A 22,827-nucleotide genomic window follows, 5' to 3' on the forward strand; every position below is an offset into this window, starting at 1 on the left:
GGCGAAGCCGCCATCCGGCACAAGGTCAATTAACGCAGGATTTTTTTCTCAGCCAGATCCAGCGCAAAGTAGCTGAAGATCAGATCCGCGCCCGCGCGTTTGATCGAACCTAAGCTTTCCAGCACCACTTTCTCTTCATCGATAGCACCCGCCATCGCCGCGAACTTGATCATCGCGTATTCACCGCTGACCTGATAAGCGCCAATTGGCAATTCGGTGCGTTCGCGGATATCGCGCAGAATATCGAGGTACGCGCCGGCCGGTTTCACCATCAGGCAGTCTGCACCCTGGGCTTCATCCAGCAGTGATTCGCGAATCGCCTCGCGGCGGTTCATCGGGTTCATCTGATAGGTTTTACGATCGCCCTTCAGCGCTGTACCTGCCGCTTCACGGAACGGGCCATAGAAAGAAGAGGCAAACTTAGTTGAGTAGGACATTATCGCGGTATCGGTGAAGCCCGCAGCATCCAGCGCCTGGCGAATCGCCTGCACCTGACCATCCATTGCGGCGGAAGGGGCGATGAAATCTGCACCCGCAGCGGCAGCAACGACTGCCTGTTTGCCGAGGTTGGCAAGGGTTAAATCATTATCGACGCCGTGATCGCACAACACGCCGCAGTGACCATGCGAGGTGTACTCACAGAAGCAGGTGTCGGACATGACGATCATTTCCGGTACGGTCTGCTTACAGATACGCGACATGCGCGCCACCAGACCATCTTCTTTCCAGGCATCACTGCCGGTGTCGTCGGTGTGGTGGGAAATGCCGAAGGTCATGACCGAACGGATACCTGCGGTGGCAATGCGTTCAATTTCGCGCGCCAGGTGTTTCTCTGGAATGCGCATCACGCCCGGCATGGCGTCGATGGCTTTGTAATCGTCGAGTTCTTCTTCAACAAAGATCGGCAACACCAGGTCATTTAAGCTGAGTGTTGTCTCTTCAAACATAGCGCGTAGCGCAGGAGATTTGCGCAGGCGGCGAGGGCGATGGATTAGGTCTGTCATGGTATGCCTGATGTTTGTGGAATTGAAGGTCGCAGTATACCTGAACCTGAGGGCGGGTGGTTTACGAAAGTTGGCGTTATGCGAGTGAGGTTCCACTCTTAATAACCTCTTTTACATATATGCTATTTATATTTTTGCGATGTTAATTATTTTAGATATCGATTGGTTTTAATCTTGGTTCCGCTTTGTTTAATGTTTAATTAAGTTGCGAGGGGGTGGCGGTATTTATTGCTTGCGTTTTTTATTTCTTTTTAAATGATAGGGTAAGTGTATGTGTTGGAGGTTTTTATTATTTTAATGCTCTGAATTTAAAGGTGTTTTAATTCTTCTTATAGAATTTTCTTAATTGTCTTATTTATGGTCTGCTTTCGGACTTAAGGCAAAGAATAATTGAACCTTTCATCCATGACGCCGCATAATCCTTCCTGCGAAACATAAAATGTTTTCTTTGCATTGATAATTGATGGATCAACAATATTACGTCCCTGAGGAGGGATGACAAATGCACACCTGGAAAAAGAAACTCGTAGTCTCACAATTAGCATTAGCCTGCACTTTGGCAATCACTTCTCAGGCAAATGCTACCACTTACGATACCTTTGGTTTTCACGACGATACGACCACATATAACACGTCAGATGCTGACTACATGACCTACAGTGGTTATGTTTATAACAACGCAGCAACCGATAGCAGCTATTTCGACACCTCATTCTCTGGCGATACGGTGAATGGCGTTGTTTCGACGTATTATCTGAACCGCGATTATGCAGACGATACGGCAAATACCGTGAATGTAACCAATTCCACGATTCACGGTATGATTACCTCTAAGCAGGTATCTGGCTTTAATGATGCGATTGCGCATGACTGGGTTGACGGTGATATCTTCACATTAAATATCAATAACTCGACGATTGATGATGACTATGAAGCATTTTATTACACCGATACCTATCTGGATGGCACAACATCGAAGTCAGTCTACGAAACATATTCTGTAGCTGGACTGGGAACGGCGGTAACGCTGGATGTCGAAAGCGCTATCAATATTAGTAATAATTCACATGTTGCAGGTATTAGCCTGGAGCAGGGTGATACCACCAATGCGGCGTATACCACTGGCGCAACTCAGTGGGATAACACCATTACGGTAAATGACTCAACCGTCACGTCGGGTTCTTATACTGCTGATGAATCAACGGGGCACTTTGGTAACTCTGCAGAGCCGAGTGATTACAGTAATTCTTCAACTCAGGATGATGCTGCACTATCGTTCACAGATAACAGCGCTTCTGCTAATCGTATGGTAAACACCGTCACGCTGAACAATTCTCAGTTGTTAGGCGATGTTATGTTTACGAGTACCTGGAACAGCAATTTTGATTCCGCTGGCCATCTGGTTGATGGTTCTACTTCAGATTATACCCACGGCGGCTGGGATGATGACGATCAAAACGTCGATCACCTGACTCTGACGCTGAATAATAGCAGTTGGACGGGGGCAGCCAATATTGACTATGACACCGTGACCCCTTCACAGTTCTATGATATTGCAGCTAACAGCTTAGATCCAAATGCGACAAGTTCTGATAACTGGAACCGTGTTAACAGTGCAAACTCCTTCCAGAGCGGTATATTTGATATCGCACTGAATAATGGATCTGTATGGAATACCACGAAAACGTCTCTGATTGATACCCTGGCTATCAACAGCGGTTCTCAGGTTAATGTTGCCGACGGTTCCAGCGTAACGTCTGATTCCATTACCCTGAACGGTGCTTCTACGATGAATATCGGCGAAGACGGCGCGGTTGATACCGATCACCTGACGATTGACACTAACAGTACCGTGACGTTGTCTGATGACGTTAGCTCTGCATGGTCAGGGGCTGCTTTGTATGCCAACACCATTACCGCAACCAACGGCGGTATGCTGAATGTCGAAACCAGCAATAATGGCGCTTCCAGTCTGTTTACCGCCGGTACGCTGGAACTGACCAGCGGAAATGTGGCTGATAACAACGGCAACGTGTACGCCGGTGTATTCAATATTAACAGCAACAACTACGTACTGAATTCAGATCTCGTCAACGATCGTACCTGGGACACCACTCAGGCTAATTATGGTTACGGTATCATCGCGATGAATTCTGATGGTCACCTGACCGTCAACGGGAATGGTGATATCAATAGCGGCGACGAAGCTGATGCCAGCAGCACCAGCGATAACGTTGTTGCTGCAACCGGTAACTACAAAGTTCGCATTGATAACGCAACGGGTGCAGGTTCTGTTGCTGATTATAAAGGCAAAGAGCTGATTTACGTTGATGACGTAAACACCAACGCCACCTTCTCTGCAGCCAATAAAGCTGACCTGGGCGCTTACACCTATCAGGCACAGCAGCAGGGGAACACCGTTGTTCTGCAGCAGATGGAGCTGACGGACTACGCTAACATGGCGCTGAGCATCCCCTCTGCCAACACCAATATCTGGAACCTGGAACAAGATACCGTGGGTACTCGTCTGACCAACGCACGTCATGGTCTGGTCGATAACGGTGGCGCATGGGTCAGTTACTTCGGTGGTAGCTTCGACGCGGATAACGGCATCATTAACTACGATCAGGATGTTAACGGCATCATGGTCGGTGTTGATTCCAAAATTGATGGTAACAACGCGAAGTGGATTGTCGGTGCCGCGGCAGGCTTTGCCAAAGGAGATATGAGCGACCGTACCGGTCAAGTGGATCAGGACAGCCAGACTGCCTATATCTACTCTTCTGCTCGTTTTGCCAACAATCTCTTTGTTGACGGTAACTTAAGCTACTCTCACTTCAACAACGATTTGTCTGCCAGCATGAGCAACGGTCAGTATGTTGATGGTAGCACTTCTTCTGATGCCTGGGGCTTTGGCTTGAAACTGGGTTATGACCTGACGCTGGGTGACGCTGGCTACGTAACCCCTTATGGTAGTGTATCCGGCCTGTTCCAGTCTGGTGATGACTATAAGCTGAGCAACGACATGAAAGTTGACGGTCAGTCTTATGACAGCATGCGCTATGAACTGGGGGTTGATACAGGTTATACCTTCGCGTACAGCGATGACCAGGCGCTGACCCCGTTCTTCAAACTGGCCTATGTTTACGATGACTCGAACAACGATTCTGACATAAACGGCGACTCTATCGACAATGGCGTAGAAGGTTCTGCGGTACGTGTCGGACTGGGTACGCAGTTCAGCTTTACCAAAAACTTCAGCGCGTACACCGATGCTAATTATCTCGGTGGTGGCGATGTCGATCAAGACTGGTCTGCCAATGTTGGTGTTAAATATACCTGGTAAGAAATCTATCGCAGAGAAAAAATAATTTAATCTGGAAAATGCCCGTCACGGATTTGACGGGCATTTATTGCAAGGAACGAGCAATGTTATCTACGAATAAACCTCTTCCTGAATTTAGTAAGCTTGATAAATGTTTATCGAAATATGGCAAGCACTTTGAATGTGATAACGATAAAGAAACTATATATTCCAGTGAGGTAAATAACGATGATACCGTTATTATTTTAAGCGGTGTAGTTTCCCTGAGACGCGGAGAGAATGTACTCGTCGGCATTGCGCAGGCACCATTTATTATGGGGCTTTCAGATGGTGTGATGAAAACCGATGTACAATACAGATTAATGACCGAAAGTTATTGTACGGGATATCATCTTCCTGCCTTACAAACGATTAATATAATTGAACAATGCCAGCTTTGGCGCGAAGCATTCTGCTGGTTGGCCTGGCAGAACCGCATGCTTGAAATGCGCGATCTGCAGCTGATTGGTAATAACTCCTACGATCAGATCCGCGCGACGTTGATATCCATGACGAAATGGGACGAAGGCCTGCGTTCGCGTATCGGCGTTATGAACTATATTCACCAACGCACACGAATTTCACGCTCAGTTGTCGCTGAGGTCCTCGCGGCATTGCGTAAGGGTGGTTACATTGAAATGAATAAAGGCAAACTGGTGAGCATTAAACGTTTGCCTTTTGAGTATTGAATCAGGATGCGGGAATAACCTGCGGTTTGTTTCCGCTCAACTCTGTGACCAGATCGTTAATACCGTCACTCATATTGGTAAAGCGCGTCAGCGGAGAACGGGTCACCACGACAAATGCCCCAACGTTTTTCTGCGGGATCATTGCCATATAGGTAATAAAACCACCGCCACCACCGGTTTTTTGAATAATTCCCGGGCGGCCATTCTTCGGTGCCATATACACCCAGCCCAAACCAAGCGCATCGGCTTTGCCCGGAACGTCCATCCCTATCACTTTGGTTAACTGCGTACGCTGATAAATCAGCGTCTGCATACGGTCGGCTTGCTGGCTGCGATGATAAAAATCAGAAGAGAGATACTGTTGCATCCAGCGCATCATATCGCCGGGCGTTGAATAGACGCCGCCGCTACCCATTGCCGCCAGGGTATTGTTACAAGGGCTGGCGCCTTTTTCCGCGACCATCAGACGTCTGCACTGATCCGGGGATGGGGTAAAGGTGGTGTCTTTCATTCCCAGCGGTCGGGTGATTTTTTCTTCAAACACCTGTGGATAAGGCTTACCGGCGGCTGTCCCCAGCGCGTCGGCCAGCAGGTCGAATGCCAGATTTGAATAAGAAGCCTGCGATCCTGGCGCGGCTTTAAGCGTGGCGGTTGAGAGATAGCTCCAGCGTTGTTCGCGGGTTGGCCAGACAAACACCGGGCGATGTGCTGCGCCGCCAGGCTGTTCGCGCGGCAGCGCGCTGGTATGCGTCGCCAGATTCACCAACGTGATTGGCGTTCCCTGATAAGTCGGCACGCGTGCGCCAGGTGGTGCATATTTACTCAAGGGATCGTTGAGTTTAACCGTGCCCTGATCGAGTAATTTCACCAGCACTTCGCTGGTCATTAATTTAGTGATAGAGGCAATGCGAATCACGGAATCCAGTTGTGGATGAACATTATTGCCGGGGCGCGTTTCGCCGAAGCTACGAAATACGCGTTGATTACCATCAATCACCACGAGCGCCATCCCCGTAGCACCACTGCCGTAAAATATATGGTCGGCATAACGATCGACGATATCTGAGGCGAAGACCGGATCGGTTATAGGCTGTGCCGCCTGGACAGATGTCAATGACGCCGCACACAGCGCGGCAGAAAAAAGCAGACTACGTTTCAACGGTGGTGTCCATGAGTTAGAAAAAGTGAAAAAGGATGACGTGCGTATGCGTATTTATACTACTCAACGGCGTATTGCAAAGCGCTTATCAGCCAATAATAGTGTGAAAAACGTAACGATGAGTAAACGTGAGTGTTTCCCGGATTGTGGATGTTCGCTTTTGTGATCTCACGCTGTGATAATCTGCACATGCTGGAACGTTGTCGAGTGTGAAAACCACAGAAACAATTCTTCATCGCCGTGGGGCGAACTATGTGCCACGGTTTTGGTCACAATTGTCGGTTTCAGCTTGTGTTTTTTGGCGTAAGCCGTCTCGCCGCCGCATTTCCCGGTGGCAAACGCACAGCAGTCGTCATAACGATAAGAAGTTAGCAGGAGAGCACTATGTTTAAGTCTTTTTTCCCAAAGCCGGGACCGTTCTTTATTTCGGCATTTATTTGGGCACTGGTCGCTGTTGTATTCTGGCAAGCAGGTGGGGGAGCCTGGGTGGCGCGCATTACCGGCGCGTCGGGGGATGTACCGATTAGCGCGGCGCGTTTCTGGTCGCTGGATTACCTGATTTTTTATGCTTACTACATTCTTTGCGTTGGGGTGTTCGCGCTGTTCTGGTTTCTCTACAGCCCGCACCGCTGGCAGTATTGGTCCATTCTCGGTACCTCGCTGATAATTTTTGTGACCTGGTTTCTGGTTGAGGTCGGCGTCGCCGTCAACGCCTGGTATGCGCCATTCTACGATCTCATTCAAACCGCGCTCAGTGCACCGCATAAGGTGAAAATTGAGCAGTTCTATAATGAAGTGGGGATCTTTCTCGGCATTGCGCTGATTGCCGTGGTCATTGGCGTGATGAACAATTTCTTCGTCAGTCACTATGTGTTCCGCTGGCGTACCGCGATGAACGAACACTATATGGCGCACTGGCAGCATCTGCGTCATATCGAAGGCGCAGCACAGCGTGTGCAGGAAGACACCATGCGTTTTGCCTCCACGCTGGAAAATATGGGCGTCAGCTTTATCAACGCCATTATGACGCTGATTGCCTTCTTGCCGGTACTGGTTACGCTGTCGGCGCATGTTCCTGATCTGCCGATTATTGGACATGTTCCTTATGGGCTGGTGATTGCCGCGATTGTCTGGTCGCTGATGGGAACCGGCTTGCTGGCGGTAGTCGGGATCAAACTTCCGGGTCTGGAGTTTAAAAACCAGCGTGTGGAAGCGGCTTACCGTAAAGAACTGGTATACGGTGAAGATGATGCCAGTCGTGCAACGCCGCCGACGGTGCGTGAACTGTTCCATGCGGTGCGGCAAAACTATTTCCGTCTCTATTTTCACTACATGTATTTTAATATCGCCCGTATTCTGTACCTGCAGGTTGATAACGTTTTCGGTTTGTTCCTGCTGTTTCCGTCAATTGTTGCCGGTACGATTACGCTCGGTTTGATGACGCAAATTACCAACGTGTTTGGCCAGGTGCGCGGCTCGTTCCAGTATCTGATTAACTCCTGGACAACCTTAGTTGAACTGATGTCTATCTATAAGCGTCTGCGCAGCTTTGAACGTGAGCTTGATGGCCAGGATATTCAGGAAGTTACCCATACGCTTAGCTAACAAAAGGAGATGTTATGTCGACGGTTTCCCGTCTTTACCCCTGGTCCGGACTGGCAGCATTGGTTCTGGTGGGATGTAGTAGCCAACCCGCGCAGCCGTTAAAAAAAGGGGAGAAAGCCGTCGATGTGGCGAGCGTGGTGCGCCAGAAAATGCCCGCCAGCGTGAAAGACCGGGATGCGTGGGCGCAGGATCTGGCGAAGACGTTTGAAAGTCAGAAGCTGGCGCCAACGGTTGAAAACATCTGTTCGGTGCTGGCGGTCGCGCAACAGGAGTCAAACTACCAGGCTGACCCGGCGGTTCCTGGCTTAAGTAAAATCGCCTGGAAAGAGATCGACCGTCGCGCCGAGCGCATGCATATTCCGCTGTTTGTGGTGCACACTGCGCTGAAGATTAACTCCCCAACGGGGAAAAGCTACAGTGAGCGTCTGGATACGGTGAAGACGGAAAAACAGCTTAGCGCCATCTTTGATGATTTCATCAATATGGTACCGATGGGGCAGACGCTGTTTGGTTCACTGAATCCGGTGCATACCGGCGGACCGATGCAGGTCAGTATTGCGTTTGCCGAGCAGCACGCCAGCGGCTATCCATGGAAAATGGCAGGGACGGTCCGTCAGGAAGTGTTCAGCCGACGCGGCGGACTGTGGTTTGGCACTTATCATCTGCTCAATTATCCGGCGAATTACAGTGCGCCCATCTTCCGCTTTGCAGATTTTAATGCCGGCTGGTACGCCAGCCGCAATGCGGCTTTCCAGAATGCAGTCAGTAAAGCCAGCGGAGTGAAGCTGGCGCTGGACGGGGATTTGATTCTCTACGGCAGCAGCGAGCCGGGGAAAACGGAGCTGGCGGTACGCAAGCTGGCCGGGAAGCTGGGGATGAGCGAGAGTGAGATCCACCGACAACTGCAAAAGGGCGATAGCCTGGCCTTTGAAGAGACTGCGCTGTACGAGAAGGTCTATAAGCTGGCTGAAGCGAAGAGTGGTAAATCGCTACCTCGTGAAATGCTGCCTGGCATTCAGTTGGAAAGCCCGAAGATCACGCGTAATCTGACGACCGCGTGGTTTGCTAAACGCGTGGACGATCGTCGGGCGAAGTGTATGGCTCAGTCATCGTTATGATGACGGCGGCGCCAGCGGATAATTGTTGCGACGGCGCCAAGAATCAGGCTACCGACCAGGAAAGGGATCAGCCCAAACAGGGTACCGACGCCTAAACCAATTTCAACGCGCGGGCGTCCTGTTTCTTGCATTTGCAACTGCATCAGCTGCTCATAGATGCCGGGTGCGTGGGCCAGCAAATTTAAAATCTGCGCGCCTGCCCAAAAGCAAAACAGCACAAATATGGCATACGCAATGTTGCCGGGCAGGGAGGAGGTATCCCGATGCTTGCCCTTAAACAGGGATTTTGAGAGCGTAAAATCAGCCATAAAGACCTCCGGAAATAACCTGCTTTTTGTGGCGTAATGCCTGTAACTGAGTGTGAGTCTGACAGGTGATTAGGAATGTCAATATCAGAATGTTGGTAATTTCAGGTGGAGATTATTCCTGGATTTCGGTTTTTTGTGGTGTGTCACAATTATTTAACCTTAAGTTAAATTGAGTTACATTTCAGAAATTACGCCTATGCCACAGACGCCCATGGGGAAATGTGCGAGGATGCTTTCCCATGTTGTATATCCACCGGAGCCGTTATGAACCTGCCTGTAAAAATCCGCCGAGACTGGCACTACTATGCCTTCGCTATTGGGCTTATCTTTATTCTGAATGGCGTGGTCGGGTTATTAGGCTTTGAAGCGCAGGGATGGCAAACCTATGCGGTGGGGCTGGTTACCTGGATAATCAGCTTTTGGCTGGCCGGATTAATTATCCGTCGCCGCGTGGAAAATGAAGATGATGAAGCGAAGGATGCCCAATAGTTATCAGGCATCCTGGCGGGTTTACATACTGGTTTTCAGCGCGCTATCCGCAGCGTGGCGCTCCAGCGCCAGTTCGATCAGACGCGTGATTAAATCGGTATAGCCTAAGCCGCTCGCCTGCCACAGTTTTGGATACATACTGATGTTGGTGAAGCCCGGCAGGGTGTTGATCTCATTGATCACAACGTCGTTGTCTGCGGTTAAGAATACATCTACACGCGCCATGCCGGCACATCCCAGTGTCTGGTACGCCTGAATGGCGATCTGGCGGATCTTGTCGTTAATCTCTGGCGCGATCGCTGCCGGAACAACTACTTTGGCGCCATTATCGTCAATGTATTTGGTGTCGTAAGCGTAAAAATCACTGTTCAGCACGATCTCACCACAGGTGCTGGCCTGCGGATGATCGTTGCCCAGTACCGCGCATTCGATCTCACGGCCTTTGATCCCTTGCTCTACCACGACTTTATGATCGAACTCAAATGCCAGCGCGACAGCCTGGTTGTATTGCGCTTCACTGGTCACTTTGCTAACGCCAACGGACGATCCCTGGTTGGCGGGTTTCACGAACAACGGCAGACCCAGGCGGGATTGCACCTCAGCAAAGCTAATATTGTTGCGGTTCGCGCGAGTGAGTGTAATAAATGGCGCGATATTTAATCCGGCATCGCGCAGCAGACGTTTGGTTACGTCTTTATCCATACAGGCTGCGGAACCCAGGACATCAGAACCGACGAACGGCAGATTCGCCACGCGCAGCATACCCTGCAAAGAGCCATCTTCACCCAGCGTACCGTGGACGATCGGGAAAATAACATCGACCGTCGGCAGCGGCTGACCGTTTTGCGCATCGATCAACTGGTGCTCTTGTTTACCCGGAACCTGAGCCAGGCTGGTCGCGGAAGGACGCAGCGCAATGTGCGCCGGATCGTCTGAATTGAGCAGATAGTTACTGGCATCGCTAACGTGCCATTGCCCTTGTTTATCAATACCTAACAGCACAACGTCAAAGCGAGTCTTGTCGATGGCATCGACAATATTTTTTGCCGATTGCAATGACACTTCATGTTCCGCTGATTTACCACCAAATACGATTCCTACCCGCAACTTTGCCATCTTAAAAACCCATTCCATGAATGCAAAGCACATACATTACCACGACAAAACGCAGGTTTCCTCGGCTTATGGCAGATTGTTTGTCTGGGCAACAGGGGAATAGATACGCGCAAACGCATTGATCTCGCATCAAGCATAATTCCCTGCTTGTATTGTGGGTTTGATGTGAGGTGTATCACAAATATGATGAGCGGGAAGATAAAATTCTAAACTGTGATATATCGCACCTGTGGATCCTTATTTGGCTAAGTAATTTGTTAAGCTGCTCGCAGTTTTCAGCTACTTATCGTTATGAGCCCTTATGGAATCCTGGAGAGTAAACCTTATTTCCGTCTGGTTCGGATGCTTTTTTACCGGACTGGCGATTAGCCAAATCCTGCCTTTTTTACCGCTCTATATCTCCCAATTGGGCGTCACCTCGCACGAAGCGCTCTCTATGTGGTCCGGATTAACGTTCAGCGTCACCTTCCTTATTTCAGCCATTGTTTCACCAATGTGGGGCAGTTTAGCTGACCGTAAAGGGCGCAAGCTGATGTTGTTACGAGCTTCGCTGGGGATGGCGATTGCGATTTTACTGCAGGCATTTGCCACTAACGTCTGGCAGCTTTTTCTGCTGCGCGGGGTGATGGGGTTAACCTCAGGCTATATTCCGAACGCAATGGCGCTGGTAGCATCACAGGTTCCGCGTGAACGCAGCGGATGGGCATTGAGCACGCTTTCTACAGCGCAAATCAGCGGCGTTATTGGCGGTCCGTTAATGGGCGGTTTTATTGCCGACCATATTGGCTTACGGGCGGTGTTCTGTATTACTGCTGCTTTGTTGGTGGTCAGTTTCCTTGTCACGCTGTTTTTGATCAAAGAGGGTGTGCGCCCGACGACCAAAAAAAGCGAACGCCTGAGCGGGAAGGCCGTCTTTGCCTCGCTGCCTTATCCGGCGCTGGTGATCAGTCTGTTTTTTACGACGATGGTGATTCAGCTGTGTAACGGCTCTATCGGGCCAATTCTGGCGCTGTTTATCAAATCAATGGTGCCAGACAGTTCGAATATTGCCTTTCTCAGCGGGCTAATCGCCTCAGTACCTGGCATCTCGGCCCTGATTTCCGCGCCCCGGCTTGGCAAATTAGGCGACCGTATTGGTACTGAGCGGATTTTAATGGCGACGTTGATGTTCGCTGTCGTGCTGTTTTTTGCCATGTCGTGGGTCACCACGCCATTACAGTTGGGGGTATTACGTTTTCTGCTCGGCTTTGCCGACGGCGCGATGTTGCCAGCGGTACAGACGCTACTGGTGAAATACTCCAGCGACCAGATAACCGGGCGTATCTTTGGTTATAACCAGTCATTTATGTACCTGGGCAATGTCGCCGGGCCATTGATGGGAGCAACAGTATCAGCCATGGCGGGATTCCGCTGGGTGTTTATTGCTACGGCGAGTATTGTACTGATTAACATCTGGCAGTTGGCCATCGCGTTGCGACGTCGGCGTCACGCGCGCTGACTTCCTGATAAACAACGCTGCCAGTCGGCGTTGTTTATCGATAATTCTGCATTATATCTCTATGTGATTATTCATAATCTTACCTTTTGATATTGAATGATTCTGCTGTACGTCTCGTCTCTCCCTTATTTTGTGATGTGATTGTTTTCGCAAATAGTTTAATTTCTTCTAAAAATAAAACTTTTATCACCTAGGCAGTTATGAGCCTTAATGTTAACGTGGCTTATATTTTGTTAAGGGAATACGCAAATGAAAAATCTCGTCACTGAGTTGTTGCTTAAGCTCGCCCAAAAAGAAGAAGAGTCACAAAACCTGGCCGCGCAGGTTGAAATGTTAGAGCAGGTAATCACCGAAATGCTGCGCAATATGGCGTGGAGCGATCGGCAAATATTGCTGCGTCAAATTGAAGGGGCTCTGGCAGGCGTCAACCCCGTGCCAGCGTTTATGACGACCCTGCATAACGCTGGCGAAAGCGTGTCAAAACGTTTTGATTAATCTGTGGGACGTCCCCACTAATTATCATAAAAGTGTCACATCAAATACTTATAGTCGCTTTGTTTTAATTTTACCGTATTTATACATGGAGAAAATAAAGTGAAACAAAGCGCACTCGCTATTGCCCTGTTACCTTTGCTGTTTACCCCGATTATTAATGCAGAAACATCTACCGTAGCGGTTATGGATAATCGTGCCGCTCAGGGTGATATCACCACGCCAGGCGGCGCCCGCCGATTGTCAGCCGATCAAACGGCGGCTTTACGCGAATCTCTGAACGATAAACCTGCCAAAAATATCATTTTACTTATTGGCGATGGGATGGGCGATTCTGAAATAACGGCAGCGCGAAATTATGCCGAAGGCGCGGGCGGTTTTTTTAAAGGTATTGATGCCTTACCGTTGACCGGACAATACACGCACTATGCGTTAGATAAGAAAACGGGCAAGCCGGATTATGTGACGGACTCAGCGGCCTCAGCGACGGCGTGGACCACCGGGGTTAAAACTTACAATGGCGCGCTGGGCGTTGATATACATGAAAAAGATCACGCAACAATTTTGGAAATGGCAAAAGCGGCAGGTCTGGCGACGGGCAACGTTTCTACCGCTGAATTGCAGGATGCAACCCCAGCGGCACTGGTTGCTCATGTGACTTCACGTAAGTGCTATGGCCCTGACGTGACCCGTGAAAAATGCCCAACCAATGCCCTGGAAAAAGGCGGCAAAGGGTCAATTACAGAACAATTGCTGAATGCCCGGGCTGACGTCACGTTGGGCGGTGGGGCAAAAACGTTTGCCGAAACCGCTGCGGCAGGGGAGTGGCAGGGTAAAACGTTGCGTGAACAAGCCCTGGCGCGCGGTTATCAGATGGTAAGTGATGCCGCGACGCTGGCTGCGATTACCGAAGCTAACCAGGATAAGCCGTTGCTGGGCTTGTTCTCCGACGGCAACATGCCGGTACGCTGGGAAGGTCCGAAAGCGTCCTATCATGGGAATCTGGATAAACCAGCGGTGACCTGTACGCCAAATCCAAAGCGTGATGACACCGTACCGACGCTGGCGCAGATGACGGATAAAGCGATTGAACTGTTAAGCAAAAATGAGAAAGGTTTCTTCCTGCAAGTTGAAGGGGCATCCATCGATAAACAGGATCACGCCGCCAACCCGTGCGGACAGATTGGTGAAACGGTTGATCTGGACGAAGCGGTACAGCGCGCGCTTGCCTTTGCGAAGCAAGACGGCAACACCCTGGTGGTGGTAACCGCTGACCACGCGCATGCCAGCCAGATTGTCGCGCCTGATACTAAAGCGCCTGGTCTGACTCAGGCACTGAACACCAAAGATGGCGCGGTGATGGTCATCAGCTACGGCAATTCTGAAGAGGAATCTCAGGAGCACACCGGTAGCCAGTTGCGCATCGCCGCTTATGGCCCGCATGCGGCGAATGTGGTCGGTCTGACCGATCAAACTGATCTGTTTTACACCATGAAAGCGGCGTTAGGACTGAAATAATCCGACACCCGGTGACAATAGTTTTGCCACCGGGTGGTATTTTTATCGTTAGCAGCCAAACTTAGCTGTGTGTCGTCGTTCAGAAAAGGATGGTGCTATGAAAATTACATTATTAATGACGCTGCTCTTTGGATTGATTTTTTTAACTACCGTCGGTGCTGCCGAGAAGACGTTAACCCCGCAACAACAGCGTATGACCACCTGCAATCAGCAGGCAACGGCGCAGGCCTTAAAAGGGGATGCGCGAAAGACGTATATGAGTGATTGCCTGAAAAACAGCAAATCTGCGCCTGAGGAAAAGAGTTTAACCCCACAGCAGCAGAAGATGCGTGAATGCAACGTCAAGGCGACGGAGCAGTCACTGAAAGGCGACGATCGTAACAAGTTTATGAGCGCTTGCCTGAAAAAAGCTGCGTAGCACTTACGGGTGAGCAGGTAAAAACGCTCACCCGAAATTTCATACTCCCGCCAGCAGACCCCTACCTATAATTTGGGAAATTTGTTTCAGAATGTTCCCAAATACGATGAATGATGAAAACTTTTTCCAAAAGAAGGTCGTCGCGGATGAAGCGTTTATATCACTTCATCAAAACGACCACCAACGTTCCGGTCTGCGATTTGCCCGACGGATCAGGCTGCCGCGAGCGGTGGGATTGGGGGGGATGTTTTTCCCTATCGCGTCGGTATTAGTTTCCCAGCCTATTACTGGCGGCTGGTGGCTGTTACTGGTGGGATGGGCATTTGTCTGGCCACATCTGGCCTGGCAGTTGGCAAGTAAAGCAGACGATCCTCTGCATAGTGAATTTACCAATTTAAAAGCCGATGCCATCCTCGCCGGTATGTGGCTGGGAATTATGGGGGCAAACCTGTTGCCGTCCACGGCGCTGCTCATGATTACTTGCATCAACCTGATGGGCGCAGGGGGAATGCGAGTATTCCTCGCGGGCGTCGTGTTGATGGCGGTGTCATGCCTGGTGACGTTACAGTTAACCGATATTCCCGTCGCTGTTAGCAGCAGTCAACTGAGCGTGATGTTATCACTGCCGGTACTGGTGATGTACCCGCTGCTGTTTGCCTGGGTCAGCTATCAGACGATCATCAAGCTGGCGGAACATAAACGCCGCTTACAGGTGATGAGTACGCGAGATGGGATGACCGGCGTTTATAACCGACGTCATTGGGAGTTATTGCTACGCAATGAATTTGATAATTGCCGCCGCTATCAGCGTGATGCCACGTTGCTTATTATTGATATCGACCATTTCAAGAGCATCAATGATACCTGGGGTCATGACGTCGGGGATCAGGCTATTGTCGCGCTGACCCGCCAGTTGCAGATGACTTTACGCGGTAGCGATGTGATTGGCCGTTTTGGTGGTGATGAATTTGCGGTGATTATGTGTGGTACGCCCGCAACCAGCGCAATTGCGGCCATGTCGCGCGTGCATGAACGACTTAGTCAGTTGCGTTTATCCTGCGCTCCGCAGGTCGCCTTACGTATTAGCGTTGGCGTAGCGCCGCTGACTTCTGAAACTGAGCATTATCGGGAATGGTTAAAATCGGCGGATATGGCGCTTTATAAAGCAAAGAATTCCGGACGTAACCGCACCGAAGCGGCGGCCTGACGTCCGGTGATATTAACTCAGGATCGGCTGAGTTTTTCTGACTGTTCCATGCATTTAACCATCGCTTCAATCACTGATGAACGAAAACCGCGTTCTTCCAGGACGCGTACCGCTTCGATAGTGGTGCCGCCTGGCGAGCACACCATATCCTTCAGTTCCCCAGGATGTTTACCCGTTTCCAACACCATTTTTGCCGAGCCCATTACCGCTTGCGCTGCGAATTTATATGCCTGCGCACGGGGCATACCGCCTTGCACGGCGGCGTCCGCCATCGCTTCGATAAACATAAAGACATAGGCCGGTGCAGAACCGCTGACGCCGACAACCGGGTGAATCATCGATTCTGCAATCACTTCTGCTTCGCCAAAGCAGCGGAAGATATTCAGTACGTCGGCCGTATCTTCCGGCGTTACTAAGGCGTTCGGCGTGACGGAGGTCATTCCGGCATTAACCAGTGACGGGGTATTAGGCATTGCGCGAATGATTTTGCGATCATGACCCAGCGCACGGGCGAGCTGATCGAGGGTAACACCAGCGGCAATCGAGACAACCAGAGAGTCTTTGTTCAGGCTGGAGGTGATTTCACTCAGTACCTTAATCATGATGCCTGGTTTTACGGCCCCAAAAACAATGTCGGCGATTTGCGCGACTTCTTGCGCAGACTGCGCTGCATTAATGCCATACTGGTCGTGCAACGCAGCGACTTTATCGGGGGAAGGGGTATAAACCCAGATTTGTCCCGGGAGAACCTGGCCGCTGGCGATCATGCCGCCAAGAATTGCTTTGCCCATATTACCGCAGCCGATAAAACCAATTTTTTTGTCCATCTTGTCACTCCCTATGGATGATATTCATTGTTTTACCTGGGAAAGCTAAGCTTAGCGCGGAATGAATATGTGCAGAAGGAGAAACAGCACTTTGCCTGCAAGTAAAAGCACGAGACAATGCGCGATTACACACGATTGGGGAGAGATTATGACAATATGGGTGGATGCCGACGCGTGTCCGAACGTGATTAAAGAAATTTTATACCGCGCCTCTGAGCGCATGCAGATGCCGCTTATTCTGGTAGCGAACCAGAATTTGCGCGTCCCGTCTTCGCGTTTTATCCGTACATTACGCGTTCCCGCCGGGTTTGACGTTGCTGATAACGAGATTGTACGACAATGTAGCGCCGGTGATTTAGTGATCACGGCGGATATTCCGCTGGCTGCTGAAGCCATTGAAAAAGGGGCGGCAGCGCTTAATCCACGCGGCGAACGTTATACCGAAGCGACGATCCGAGAACGTCTGATGATGCGTGATTTTATGGATACGCTACGCGCCAGCGGCATCCAGACCGGGGGACCGGATAGCCTTTCTCCCCGTGACCGACAGCATTTTGCGGCTGAGCTGGATAAGTGGTGGCTGGAAGTTCAGCGCAGAAAATAGTACCTGTAATTTATTTTTTACACTTTCATCCATGTGAATTCTTGTTATAGTAGGGTTTAATTGACACCATCACTGTTTGTGTAATTTTTTCTTTACGATTTGGTGGTGTACTAGTTTGATGATATGATTATATCTTTAATTGCATCAGATCCCGCTCGTCGGCGGTTCTCTGGGGAAATTCTGTGATGACGCAACCTCTTTTTCTTGTGGGCCCCCGGGGGTGTGGTAAAACGACAATCGGTATGGCGCTGGCGAAGGCTGTCGATTACCAGTTCGTTGATACCGATCGCTGGTTGCAGTCGCACGTGCAGATGACCGTAGCGGAAATCGTCGAAAGAGAAGGATGGGAAGGGTTTCGTGCCCAGGAAACGACCGCTCTGCAGGCCGTCACGGCTCCGACAACGGTTGTTGCGACCGGTGGCGGCATCATTCTGACCGAATTTAATCGTCATTATATGCGTAGCCACGGTGTGGTTATCTATTTAAGCGCGCCGGTATCGGTACTGGTTGATCGTCTGGAGGCTACGCCTGAAGAGGGGTTGCGCCCAACCTTAACCGGCAAGCCGCTGACTGAAGAAGTAGAGGAAGTGCTTGCCCAGCGTGATGTTCTGTACCGTGCAGCGGCGCATTATATTGTTGATGCGACCAATCCGCCTTCGCAGGTGGTGGACGACATTCTTGGGATACTGTCGCAGGCAGCGCCACGCTTACAGGGTGGTGTCTATACTTAAAGCTCATTCAGACAAAAGGAAGAGCTATGCCGACAAAACCACCTTATCCGCGTCAAGCAACCATTGTTACCGTTGAAAAGGGGACGCCAGGCCAGACGGTAACCTGGTATCAACTTCGCGCCGATCACCCAGAACCGAATTCGCTGATCAGTGAGCATCCTTCCGCTCAGGAAGCCATGGATGCTAAAAAACGCTACGAAGATCCCGATAAAGACTGATATTAAGCACCGTCCTGGCACGAGTCTGAAAAGTGCCAGGACGGGCGTACATCACATTTTTTTAAATATCGCCGTATACAGTAAAAATTGAAAATTAAACAATAACAATACAGTACTGGAATGATTTGGAATCTTTACAAAATAGACCGCCGATCTGCTGCTACGCTTTTGAGCGTTTGTAGCACAGGTCAGCGCCCGGCAATTATTCGGGAATTCACAGCAAAGTAAGAAGACGGTGGAGCAAAAAATGGGTACGTCGTTGGCTATCCTCACGATTGGCGTGGTGCCGATGCGTGAGGTGTTACCGCTCCTGACGGAATATATTGATGAGCAGCACATCACTCACCACAGTCTGCTGGGGCAGATGCGGCGAGAGGATGTGATGGCCGAGTACGGCGTCTCTCCCGGTGACGAGCCGCTTTTAACGCTGCTCAGCGACCATCAGCTTGCCCATGTTTCGCGCCAGAAAGTGGAACGATCACTCCAAGGTATCGTAGAAGTACTCGATAATCAGGGCTTTGACGTGATCCTGCTGATGAGTACGGCCTCAATTGCCCGCCTGACCGCCCGCAAGAGTATGTTACTGGAACCTTTACGTATAATTCCTCCACTGGTCGCCTCGATTGTGGAAGGGCATCAGGTCGGGGTTCTTGTCCCCGTCACGGAATTGCTTAAAGCCCAGACGCAAAAATGGCAGGTGTTGCAAACGCCGCCAGTGTATGCCGTGGCGAATCCGATTCACGGTTCCGAACAACAACTGATTGATGCCGGTAAAGAATTGCTTGAGCAAGGCGCGGATGTGATCATGCTGGATTGTCTGGGTTTTAATCAACGTCATCGCGATTTACTGCAAAAATCGCTGGATGTCCCGGTTCTGCTGTCCAATGTGCTGATCGCCCGGCTGGCTTCGGAATTGCTTGCGTAATTTTGCGTGACAGGTGGAACGCCAGCCCCCTATATTGGTTATTAACTTAATCACAAGATAGGGCCAGTTGTATGCTTCAAAGTAATGAATACTTTTCCGGCAAAGTAAAATCCATCGGTTTTACCAGCAGCAGTACTGGCCGTGCCAGTGTTGGCGTGATGGCTGAAGGCGAATACACCTTTGGTACTGCGGCGCCTGAAGAGATGACGGTCGTCAGCGGCGCACTGAACGTGCTGCTGCCGGGGGAAACTGAGTGGAAAGTCTATGCCGCAGGGGACGTGTTTAACGTACCAGGCAGCAGCGAGTTTCATCTGCAGGTGGCAGAGCCAACATCCTATCTTTGCCGCTACCTGTAAGCGTAAAAATGACGAATGGCGACATTGAGCCGCCATTCGGTAAACACGGCTTAACGTTGCGCTTCTCCGCCTAATCCTTCTACCAGACTTTTAATCAGCGCCGCCAGTTCGCCCGTCATCAGGATGAAATCGGCATCAAAACGCTGAGCGTAGTCCTCGCGGTCAATATCTTCGTTCTGATCGCGCAATTCGTCGCTAAACTTCAGACGCTTAATCGAGCCGTCGTCACACATAACGAACTGAATGCGCTGCTGCCAGTCGAGCGCCAACTTGGTGACCAGTTTGCCCGCTTCGATATGTACGGCGATTTCGTCGCAGACCAGATCCTGTTTTTTCGCGCGGATCACGCCGCCGTCTTCAAGGATCGCTTTCAGTTCTGCTTCATCCAGCAACTGGAAGCCCTGCGCCGTTGTGCCGGAGCGAACCCATTCGGTTAGCGTCAGCTCAATAGGGTTTTCCATCGTCAGCGGAACGACCGGCAGCGAGCCGAGGCTCTTACGCAGCAGCGCCAGCGTATCTTCCGCTTTCTTCGCGCTCGCACAATCAACCATGATCAGATCGTTAACGGTGTCAATCCACATCATCGTTTGGCTGAAGCGGCTAAAGGCGCGCGGCAGCAATGAGTGCAGAACTTCATCTTTCAGCGAGTCTTTTTCGGTCTTCTTAAGCTTGCGACCTTGCTCAGCTTCCAGTTTGAATATTTTGGCTTCCAGCGCCTGTTTGATAACCGGCGACGGCAGAATTTTTTCTTCTTTGCGGGCGCAGATAATAATTTGGCCATTGGCGGTATGCGTTAATGCATCGCTGTGCGATCCCATCGGCGGAACCCAGCCCATTTTTGCCATATCCTGGCTACCGCAAGGGGTGAACGTCATTGATGCCAGCTGTTTTTCCATCTCTTCGGCACGCAAAGAAACATCGCGGCTAAGACGGTAAACCATTAAATTTTTGAACCACAGCATGATAATTTCCACGGCCTTGTCGTTAAATCCAGCGGGCATGATAGCGAATTGTCGCTATGCTTGCATTGTTAATCGGGAAGAGGAGCAAACAGTGCGTATAGGTATCGATTTGGGCGGTACAAAAACGGAAGTTATTGCGCTTGGCGATGCAGGCGAGCAGCTTTTTCGCCATCGCCTGCCCACACCGCGTGAGGATTATCAGCAAACGATAGAAACCATTGCCGCGCTGGTGGAGATGGCGGAACAGGCTACCGGGCAAACGGGAACCGTGGGGATGGGGATCCCTGGTTCAATTTCGCCTTACACTGGGGTAGTCAAGAATGCCAACTCAACCTGGCTTAACGGGCAACCCTTTGATAAAGACTTAAGTATGCGTTTGAACCGTGAAGTGCGCCTGGCGAATGATGCCAATTGCCTGGCGGTTTCTGAAGCGGTGGATGGCGCGGCGGCAGGGGCGCAAACCGTGTTTGCGGTAATTATTGGCACCGGATGCGGCGCGGGTGTGGCGTTGAATGGTCGGGCGCACACGGGTGGCAACGGTACCGCGGGCGAGTGGGGGCATAATCCGCTGCCGTGGATGGACGAAGATGAGCTGCGTTATCGCCAGGAAGTACCCTGCTATTGCGGCAAGCAAGGCTGCATTGAAACCTTTATTTCCGGGACCGGTTTTGCCACCGACTACCAGCGTCTGAGCGGTAAGTCGCTCAAGGGCAGCGACATTATCGATCTGGTTAACGTGCGGGATGCGGTGGCGGAGCAGGCATTGAGCCGCTATGAGTTGCGTCTGGCAAAATCGCTGGCGCATGTGGTGAATATTCTCGATCCGGACGTCATTGTACTGGGTGGGGGAATGAGTAATGTCGACAGGCTATATCAAAACGTTCCCACGTTGATGAAGCAATTTGTCTTTGGCGGCGAGTGTGAAACGCCCCTACGCAAGGCGCTGCATGGTGACTCCAGCGGCGTACGCGGTGCGGCCTGGCTGTGGCCGCAGGCGTAATCTGTTTTACGTCGCGGCTGCAACTTGTTGCACGCCGCGCTTCAGGTAGCCGTAAATCAGCAGCGATGACATGGCGGAGAACGACAGCAACGCAGCCGGCAGCGTCACATAGTTGTAGGCAAAGCCCAGCGTCAGCATCATACCGCCGCACCAGGCGCCAATTGCGCTACCGAGGTTAAAGGCAATTTGTCCGCCTGCCGCGCCCAGTAGTTCACCTCCTTTGGCATTTTGCAGCAGCAAAATTTGCAGCGGCGCCGACAGGGCGAACAGGCCCGCGCAGCAAATAAAGGCGAAGGTCAGCGATGCGGCTTTGATACCGCCAAAAACAAAAAGCAGCAGCAGAACCAGTACAATGATGAAGTCGGTTATTACCGCAATGCGCAGCGGCGTATAGCGGCCAGAAAGCCGACCGCTCAACAGATTCCCTAATACCATCCCCAATCCCACCAGCATCATGATGAAGGTCATCAGCGCTTCGGAAAAGCCGGAGATGTACATCATGTACGGCTTGACGTAGCTGAACCAGGCGAAAACCCCGGCGTTGCCAAACATGGTGGCGGAAAAGATCAGCCACGGGGCGGGGCTTTTCAAAAAGTGAAATTGCTCGCGCAGATTCCCTTTCGCTTCATCGCTGATGTTGGGCACCCAAAAAGCTATCGAGACAATAACGGCGATATTAAAGACGGCAATCAGCAGGAACGTATAGCGCCAGCTAAATTCCTGGCTCAGCCAGGTACCGACGGGAATGCCAATCAGATTGGCAACGGTCATCCCTGAAACCATGCCCGCGACGGCGGCGGTGACTTTTCCTGGGCGCGCCAGCTTCGACAGAATAATAGCTCCAACGCCAAAAAATGCGCCGTGCGGGAAGCCGGAAACCAGCCTGCCCACCGCCAACATAAAATACGAGGAGGAAAGGGTGAAGATGGCGTTGCCAATCACGCAGAGCGTGACCAGAAACAGCAGAATATGCTTAAGCGAAAAGCGGCTGGAAAAGAGCGCAATAATCGGCGCGCCCAGCACTACGCCAAAGGCGTAAAACGAAATCATATGACCAGCGGCCGGGATAGAAATGCCCACGTCCCGCGCCAGCTCGGTGAGTACCCCCATGATGCCGAATTCGGCCATGCCCAGCCCAAATGTCCCCAGCGCTAAAGAGAAAACGACTTTTTTCATACCACCTGCCAACAAGAAAGACGCCGGATGTGCGTCATAGCGG

At 50.9% G+C, this 22,827-nt stretch carries 23 protein-coding genes; 16 read left to right on the top strand and 7 right to left on the bottom strand.

The genetic code is table 11. From position 1 onward, the window contains the following. Window positions 1-29: 29 nt before the first annotated feature. Entirely contained in the window at window positions 30-1,004 is a 975-nt protein-coding gene (gene hemB, locus JSN25_RS10455; RefSeq protein WP_087857024.1) for a porphobilinogen synthase, read from the bottom strand. Window positions 1,005-1,506: 502 nt separating this feature from the next. Between hemB and JSN25_RS10460 the strand changes: the two genes are divergently transcribed. Further along, complete coding sequence (locus tag JSN25_RS10460; protein WP_204525699.1) at window positions 1,507-4,350, top strand: autotransporter outer membrane beta-barrel domain-containing protein; 2,844 nt, start codon at window positions 1,507-1,509, stop codon at window positions 4,348-4,350. Window positions 4,351-4,433: 83 nt separating this feature from the next. Next, complete coding sequence (gene iprA, locus JSN25_RS10465) at window positions 4,434-5,057, top strand: hydrogen peroxide resistance inhibitor IprA (protein ID WP_069323929.1); 624 nt, start codon at window positions 4,434-4,436, stop codon at window positions 5,055-5,057. A 1-nt stretch (window position 5,058) separates the two neighbouring features. Here iprA and ampH read toward each other — a convergent pair whose 3' ends face one another. Next, complete coding sequence (ampH, locus tag JSN25_RS10470) at window positions 5,059-6,216, bottom strand: D-alanyl-D-alanine-carboxypeptidase/endopeptidase AmpH (RefSeq protein WP_038638090.1); 1,158 nt, start codon at window positions 6,214-6,216, stop codon at window positions 5,059-5,061. 384 nt (window positions 6,217-6,600) lie between these two features. Here ampH and sbmA point away from each other — a divergent pair, with 384 nt between their 5' ends. Continuing rightward, on the top strand, window positions 6,601-7,821 hold the full coding sequence (sbmA, locus tag JSN25_RS10475) for a peptide antibiotic transporter SbmA (protein WP_038638093.1): 1,221 nt from the start codon (window positions 6,601-6,603) through the stop codon (window positions 7,819-7,821). Window positions 7,822-7,835: 14 nt separating this feature from the next. Next, window positions 7,836-8,939, top strand: a complete 1,104-nt coding sequence (locus JSN25_RS10480; RefSeq protein WP_069323930.1) for a DUF1615 domain-containing protein — start codon at window positions 7,836-7,838, stop codon at window positions 8,937-8,939. Here JSN25_RS10480 and JSN25_RS10485 read toward each other — a convergent pair. Then, a complete protein-coding gene (locus JSN25_RS10485) occupies window positions 8,924-9,247 on the bottom strand; it encodes a YaiY family protein (RefSeq protein WP_069323931.1) in 324 nt (107 codons plus the stop codon). The genes JSN25_RS10480 and JSN25_RS10485 overlap by 16 nt on opposite strands. Before the next feature lie 264 nt (window positions 9,248-9,511). Here JSN25_RS10485 and JSN25_RS10490 point away from each other — a divergent pair, with 264 nt between their 5' ends. Further along, window positions 9,512-9,736 (top strand): DUF2754 domain-containing protein, encoded by a 225-nt coding sequence (locus JSN25_RS10490; protein ID WP_038638102.1) that lies wholly within the window; start codon window positions 9,512-9,514, stop codon window positions 9,734-9,736. Window positions 9,737-9,757: 21 nt separating this feature from the next. Here JSN25_RS10490 and ddlA read toward each other — a convergent pair whose 3' ends face one another. Beyond that, window positions 9,758-10,852 carry a D-alanine--D-alanine ligase gene (ddlA, locus tag JSN25_RS10495; protein ID WP_038643049.1) on the bottom strand — a complete coding sequence of 365 codons (1,095 nt, stop codon included), beginning with the start codon at window positions 10,850-10,852 and terminating at the stop codon, window positions 9,758-9,760. Between the two features lie 301 nt (window positions 10,853-11,153). Between ddlA and JSN25_RS10500 the strand changes: the two genes are divergently transcribed. The 5 genes from JSN25_RS10500 to adrA all read left to right on the top strand — a co-directional run bounded on the left by JSN25_RS10500 (window position 11,154) and on the right by adrA (window position 15,985). Continuing rightward, window positions 11,154-12,350 (top strand): multidrug efflux MFS transporter, encoded by a 1,197-nt coding sequence (locus JSN25_RS10500; protein ID WP_069323932.1) that lies wholly within the window; start codon window positions 11,154-11,156, stop codon window positions 12,348-12,350. A gap of 249 nt (window positions 12,351-12,599) precedes the next feature. Further along, window positions 12,600-12,845: a sigma-S stabilization anti-adapter protein IraP gene (locus JSN25_RS10505; RefSeq protein ID WP_038638107.1), complete on the top strand. Its 246-nt coding sequence runs from the start codon at window positions 12,600-12,602 to the stop codon at window positions 12,843-12,845. Between the two features lie 99 nt (window positions 12,846-12,944). Next, on the top strand, window positions 12,945-14,360 hold the full coding sequence (gene phoA, locus JSN25_RS10510; RefSeq protein ID WP_038638110.1) for an alkaline phosphatase: 1,416 nt from the start codon (window positions 12,945-12,947) through the stop codon (window positions 14,358-14,360). Between the two features lie 97 nt (window positions 14,361-14,457). After that, the gene (gene psiF, locus JSN25_RS10515; RefSeq protein WP_085047657.1) at window positions 14,458-14,778 is read left to right on the top strand and encodes a phosphate starvation-inducible protein PsiF; all 321 of its coding nucleotides are present in this window, start codon (window positions 14,458-14,460) and stop codon (window positions 14,776-14,778) included. Window positions 14,779-14,869: 91 nt separating this feature from the next. After that, a complete protein-coding gene (gene adrA / locus JSN25_RS10520; RefSeq protein ID WP_087857028.1) occupies window positions 14,870-15,985 on the top strand; it encodes a diguanylate cyclase AdrA in 1,116 nt (371 codons plus the stop codon). 17 nt (window positions 15,986-16,002) lie between these two features. On the opposite strand, the gene proC is transcribed toward adrA, so the two are convergent. Continuing rightward, window positions 16,003-16,812, bottom strand: a complete 810-nt coding sequence (proC, locus tag JSN25_RS10525) for a pyrroline-5-carboxylate reductase (protein ID WP_038638118.1) — start codon at window positions 16,810-16,812, stop codon at window positions 16,003-16,005. A 148-nt stretch (window positions 16,813-16,960) separates the two neighbouring features. On the opposite strand from proC, the gene JSN25_RS10530 reads away from it, so the two are divergent. The 5 genes from JSN25_RS10530 (at window position 16,961) to ppnP (ending at window position 19,646) form a co-directional block, all read left to right on the top strand. After that, on the top strand, window positions 16,961-17,416 hold the full coding sequence (locus tag JSN25_RS10530) for a YaiI/YqxD family protein (RefSeq protein ID WP_038638120.1): 456 nt from the start codon (window positions 16,961-16,963) through the stop codon (window positions 17,414-17,416). Window positions 17,417-17,601: 185 nt separating this feature from the next. Continuing rightward, window positions 17,602-18,147 carry a shikimate kinase AroL gene (aroL, locus tag JSN25_RS10535; RefSeq protein ID WP_085047654.1) on the top strand — a complete coding sequence of 182 codons (546 nt, stop codon included), beginning with the start codon at window positions 17,602-17,604 and terminating at the stop codon, window positions 18,145-18,147. A 26-nt stretch (window positions 18,148-18,173) separates the two neighbouring features. Further along, on the top strand, window positions 18,174-18,365 hold the full coding sequence (yaiA, locus tag JSN25_RS10540; protein ID WP_038638127.1) for a protein YaiA: 192 nt from the start codon (window positions 18,174-18,176) through the stop codon (window positions 18,363-18,365). A 247-nt stretch (window positions 18,366-18,612) separates the two neighbouring features. After that, a complete protein-coding gene (locus JSN25_RS10545) occupies window positions 18,613-19,290 on the top strand; it encodes an AroM family protein (RefSeq protein ID WP_038638130.1) in 678 nt (225 codons plus the stop codon). A 71-nt stretch (window positions 19,291-19,361) separates the two neighbouring features. After that, window positions 19,362-19,646: a pyrimidine/purine nucleoside phosphorylase gene (ppnP, locus tag JSN25_RS10550; protein ID WP_038638136.1), complete on the top strand. Its 285-nt coding sequence runs from the start codon at window positions 19,362-19,364 to the stop codon at window positions 19,644-19,646. A gap of 50 nt (window positions 19,647-19,696) precedes the next feature. Here ppnP and rdgC read toward each other — a convergent pair whose 3' ends face one another. Continuing rightward, a complete protein-coding gene (rdgC, locus tag JSN25_RS10555; RefSeq protein WP_003021479.1) occupies window positions 19,697-20,608 on the bottom strand; it encodes a recombination-associated protein RdgC in 912 nt (303 codons plus the stop codon). 91 nt (window positions 20,609-20,699) lie between these two features. Here rdgC and mak point away from each other — a divergent pair, with 91 nt between their 5' ends. Beyond that, window positions 20,700-21,608, top strand: a complete 909-nt coding sequence (gene mak / locus JSN25_RS10560; RefSeq protein WP_085047653.1) for a fructokinase — start codon at window positions 20,700-20,702, stop codon at window positions 21,606-21,608. A 6-nt stretch (window positions 21,609-21,614) separates the two neighbouring features. Here the strand turns inward: mak and araJ are convergent, their stop codons facing one another. Then, on the bottom strand, window positions 21,615-22,784 hold the full coding sequence (gene araJ, locus JSN25_RS10565; protein WP_038643051.1) for an MFS transporter AraJ: 1,170 nt from the start codon (window positions 22,782-22,784) through the stop codon (window positions 21,615-21,617). Window positions 22,785-22,827 lie beyond the last annotated feature (43 nt).

The sequence above is a fragment of the Citrobacter cronae genome, assembly GCF_016893685.1.
In the GTDB taxonomy this organism is placed as follows: Bacteria; Pseudomonadota; Gammaproteobacteria; order Enterobacterales; family Enterobacteriaceae; genus Citrobacter; species Citrobacter werkmanii.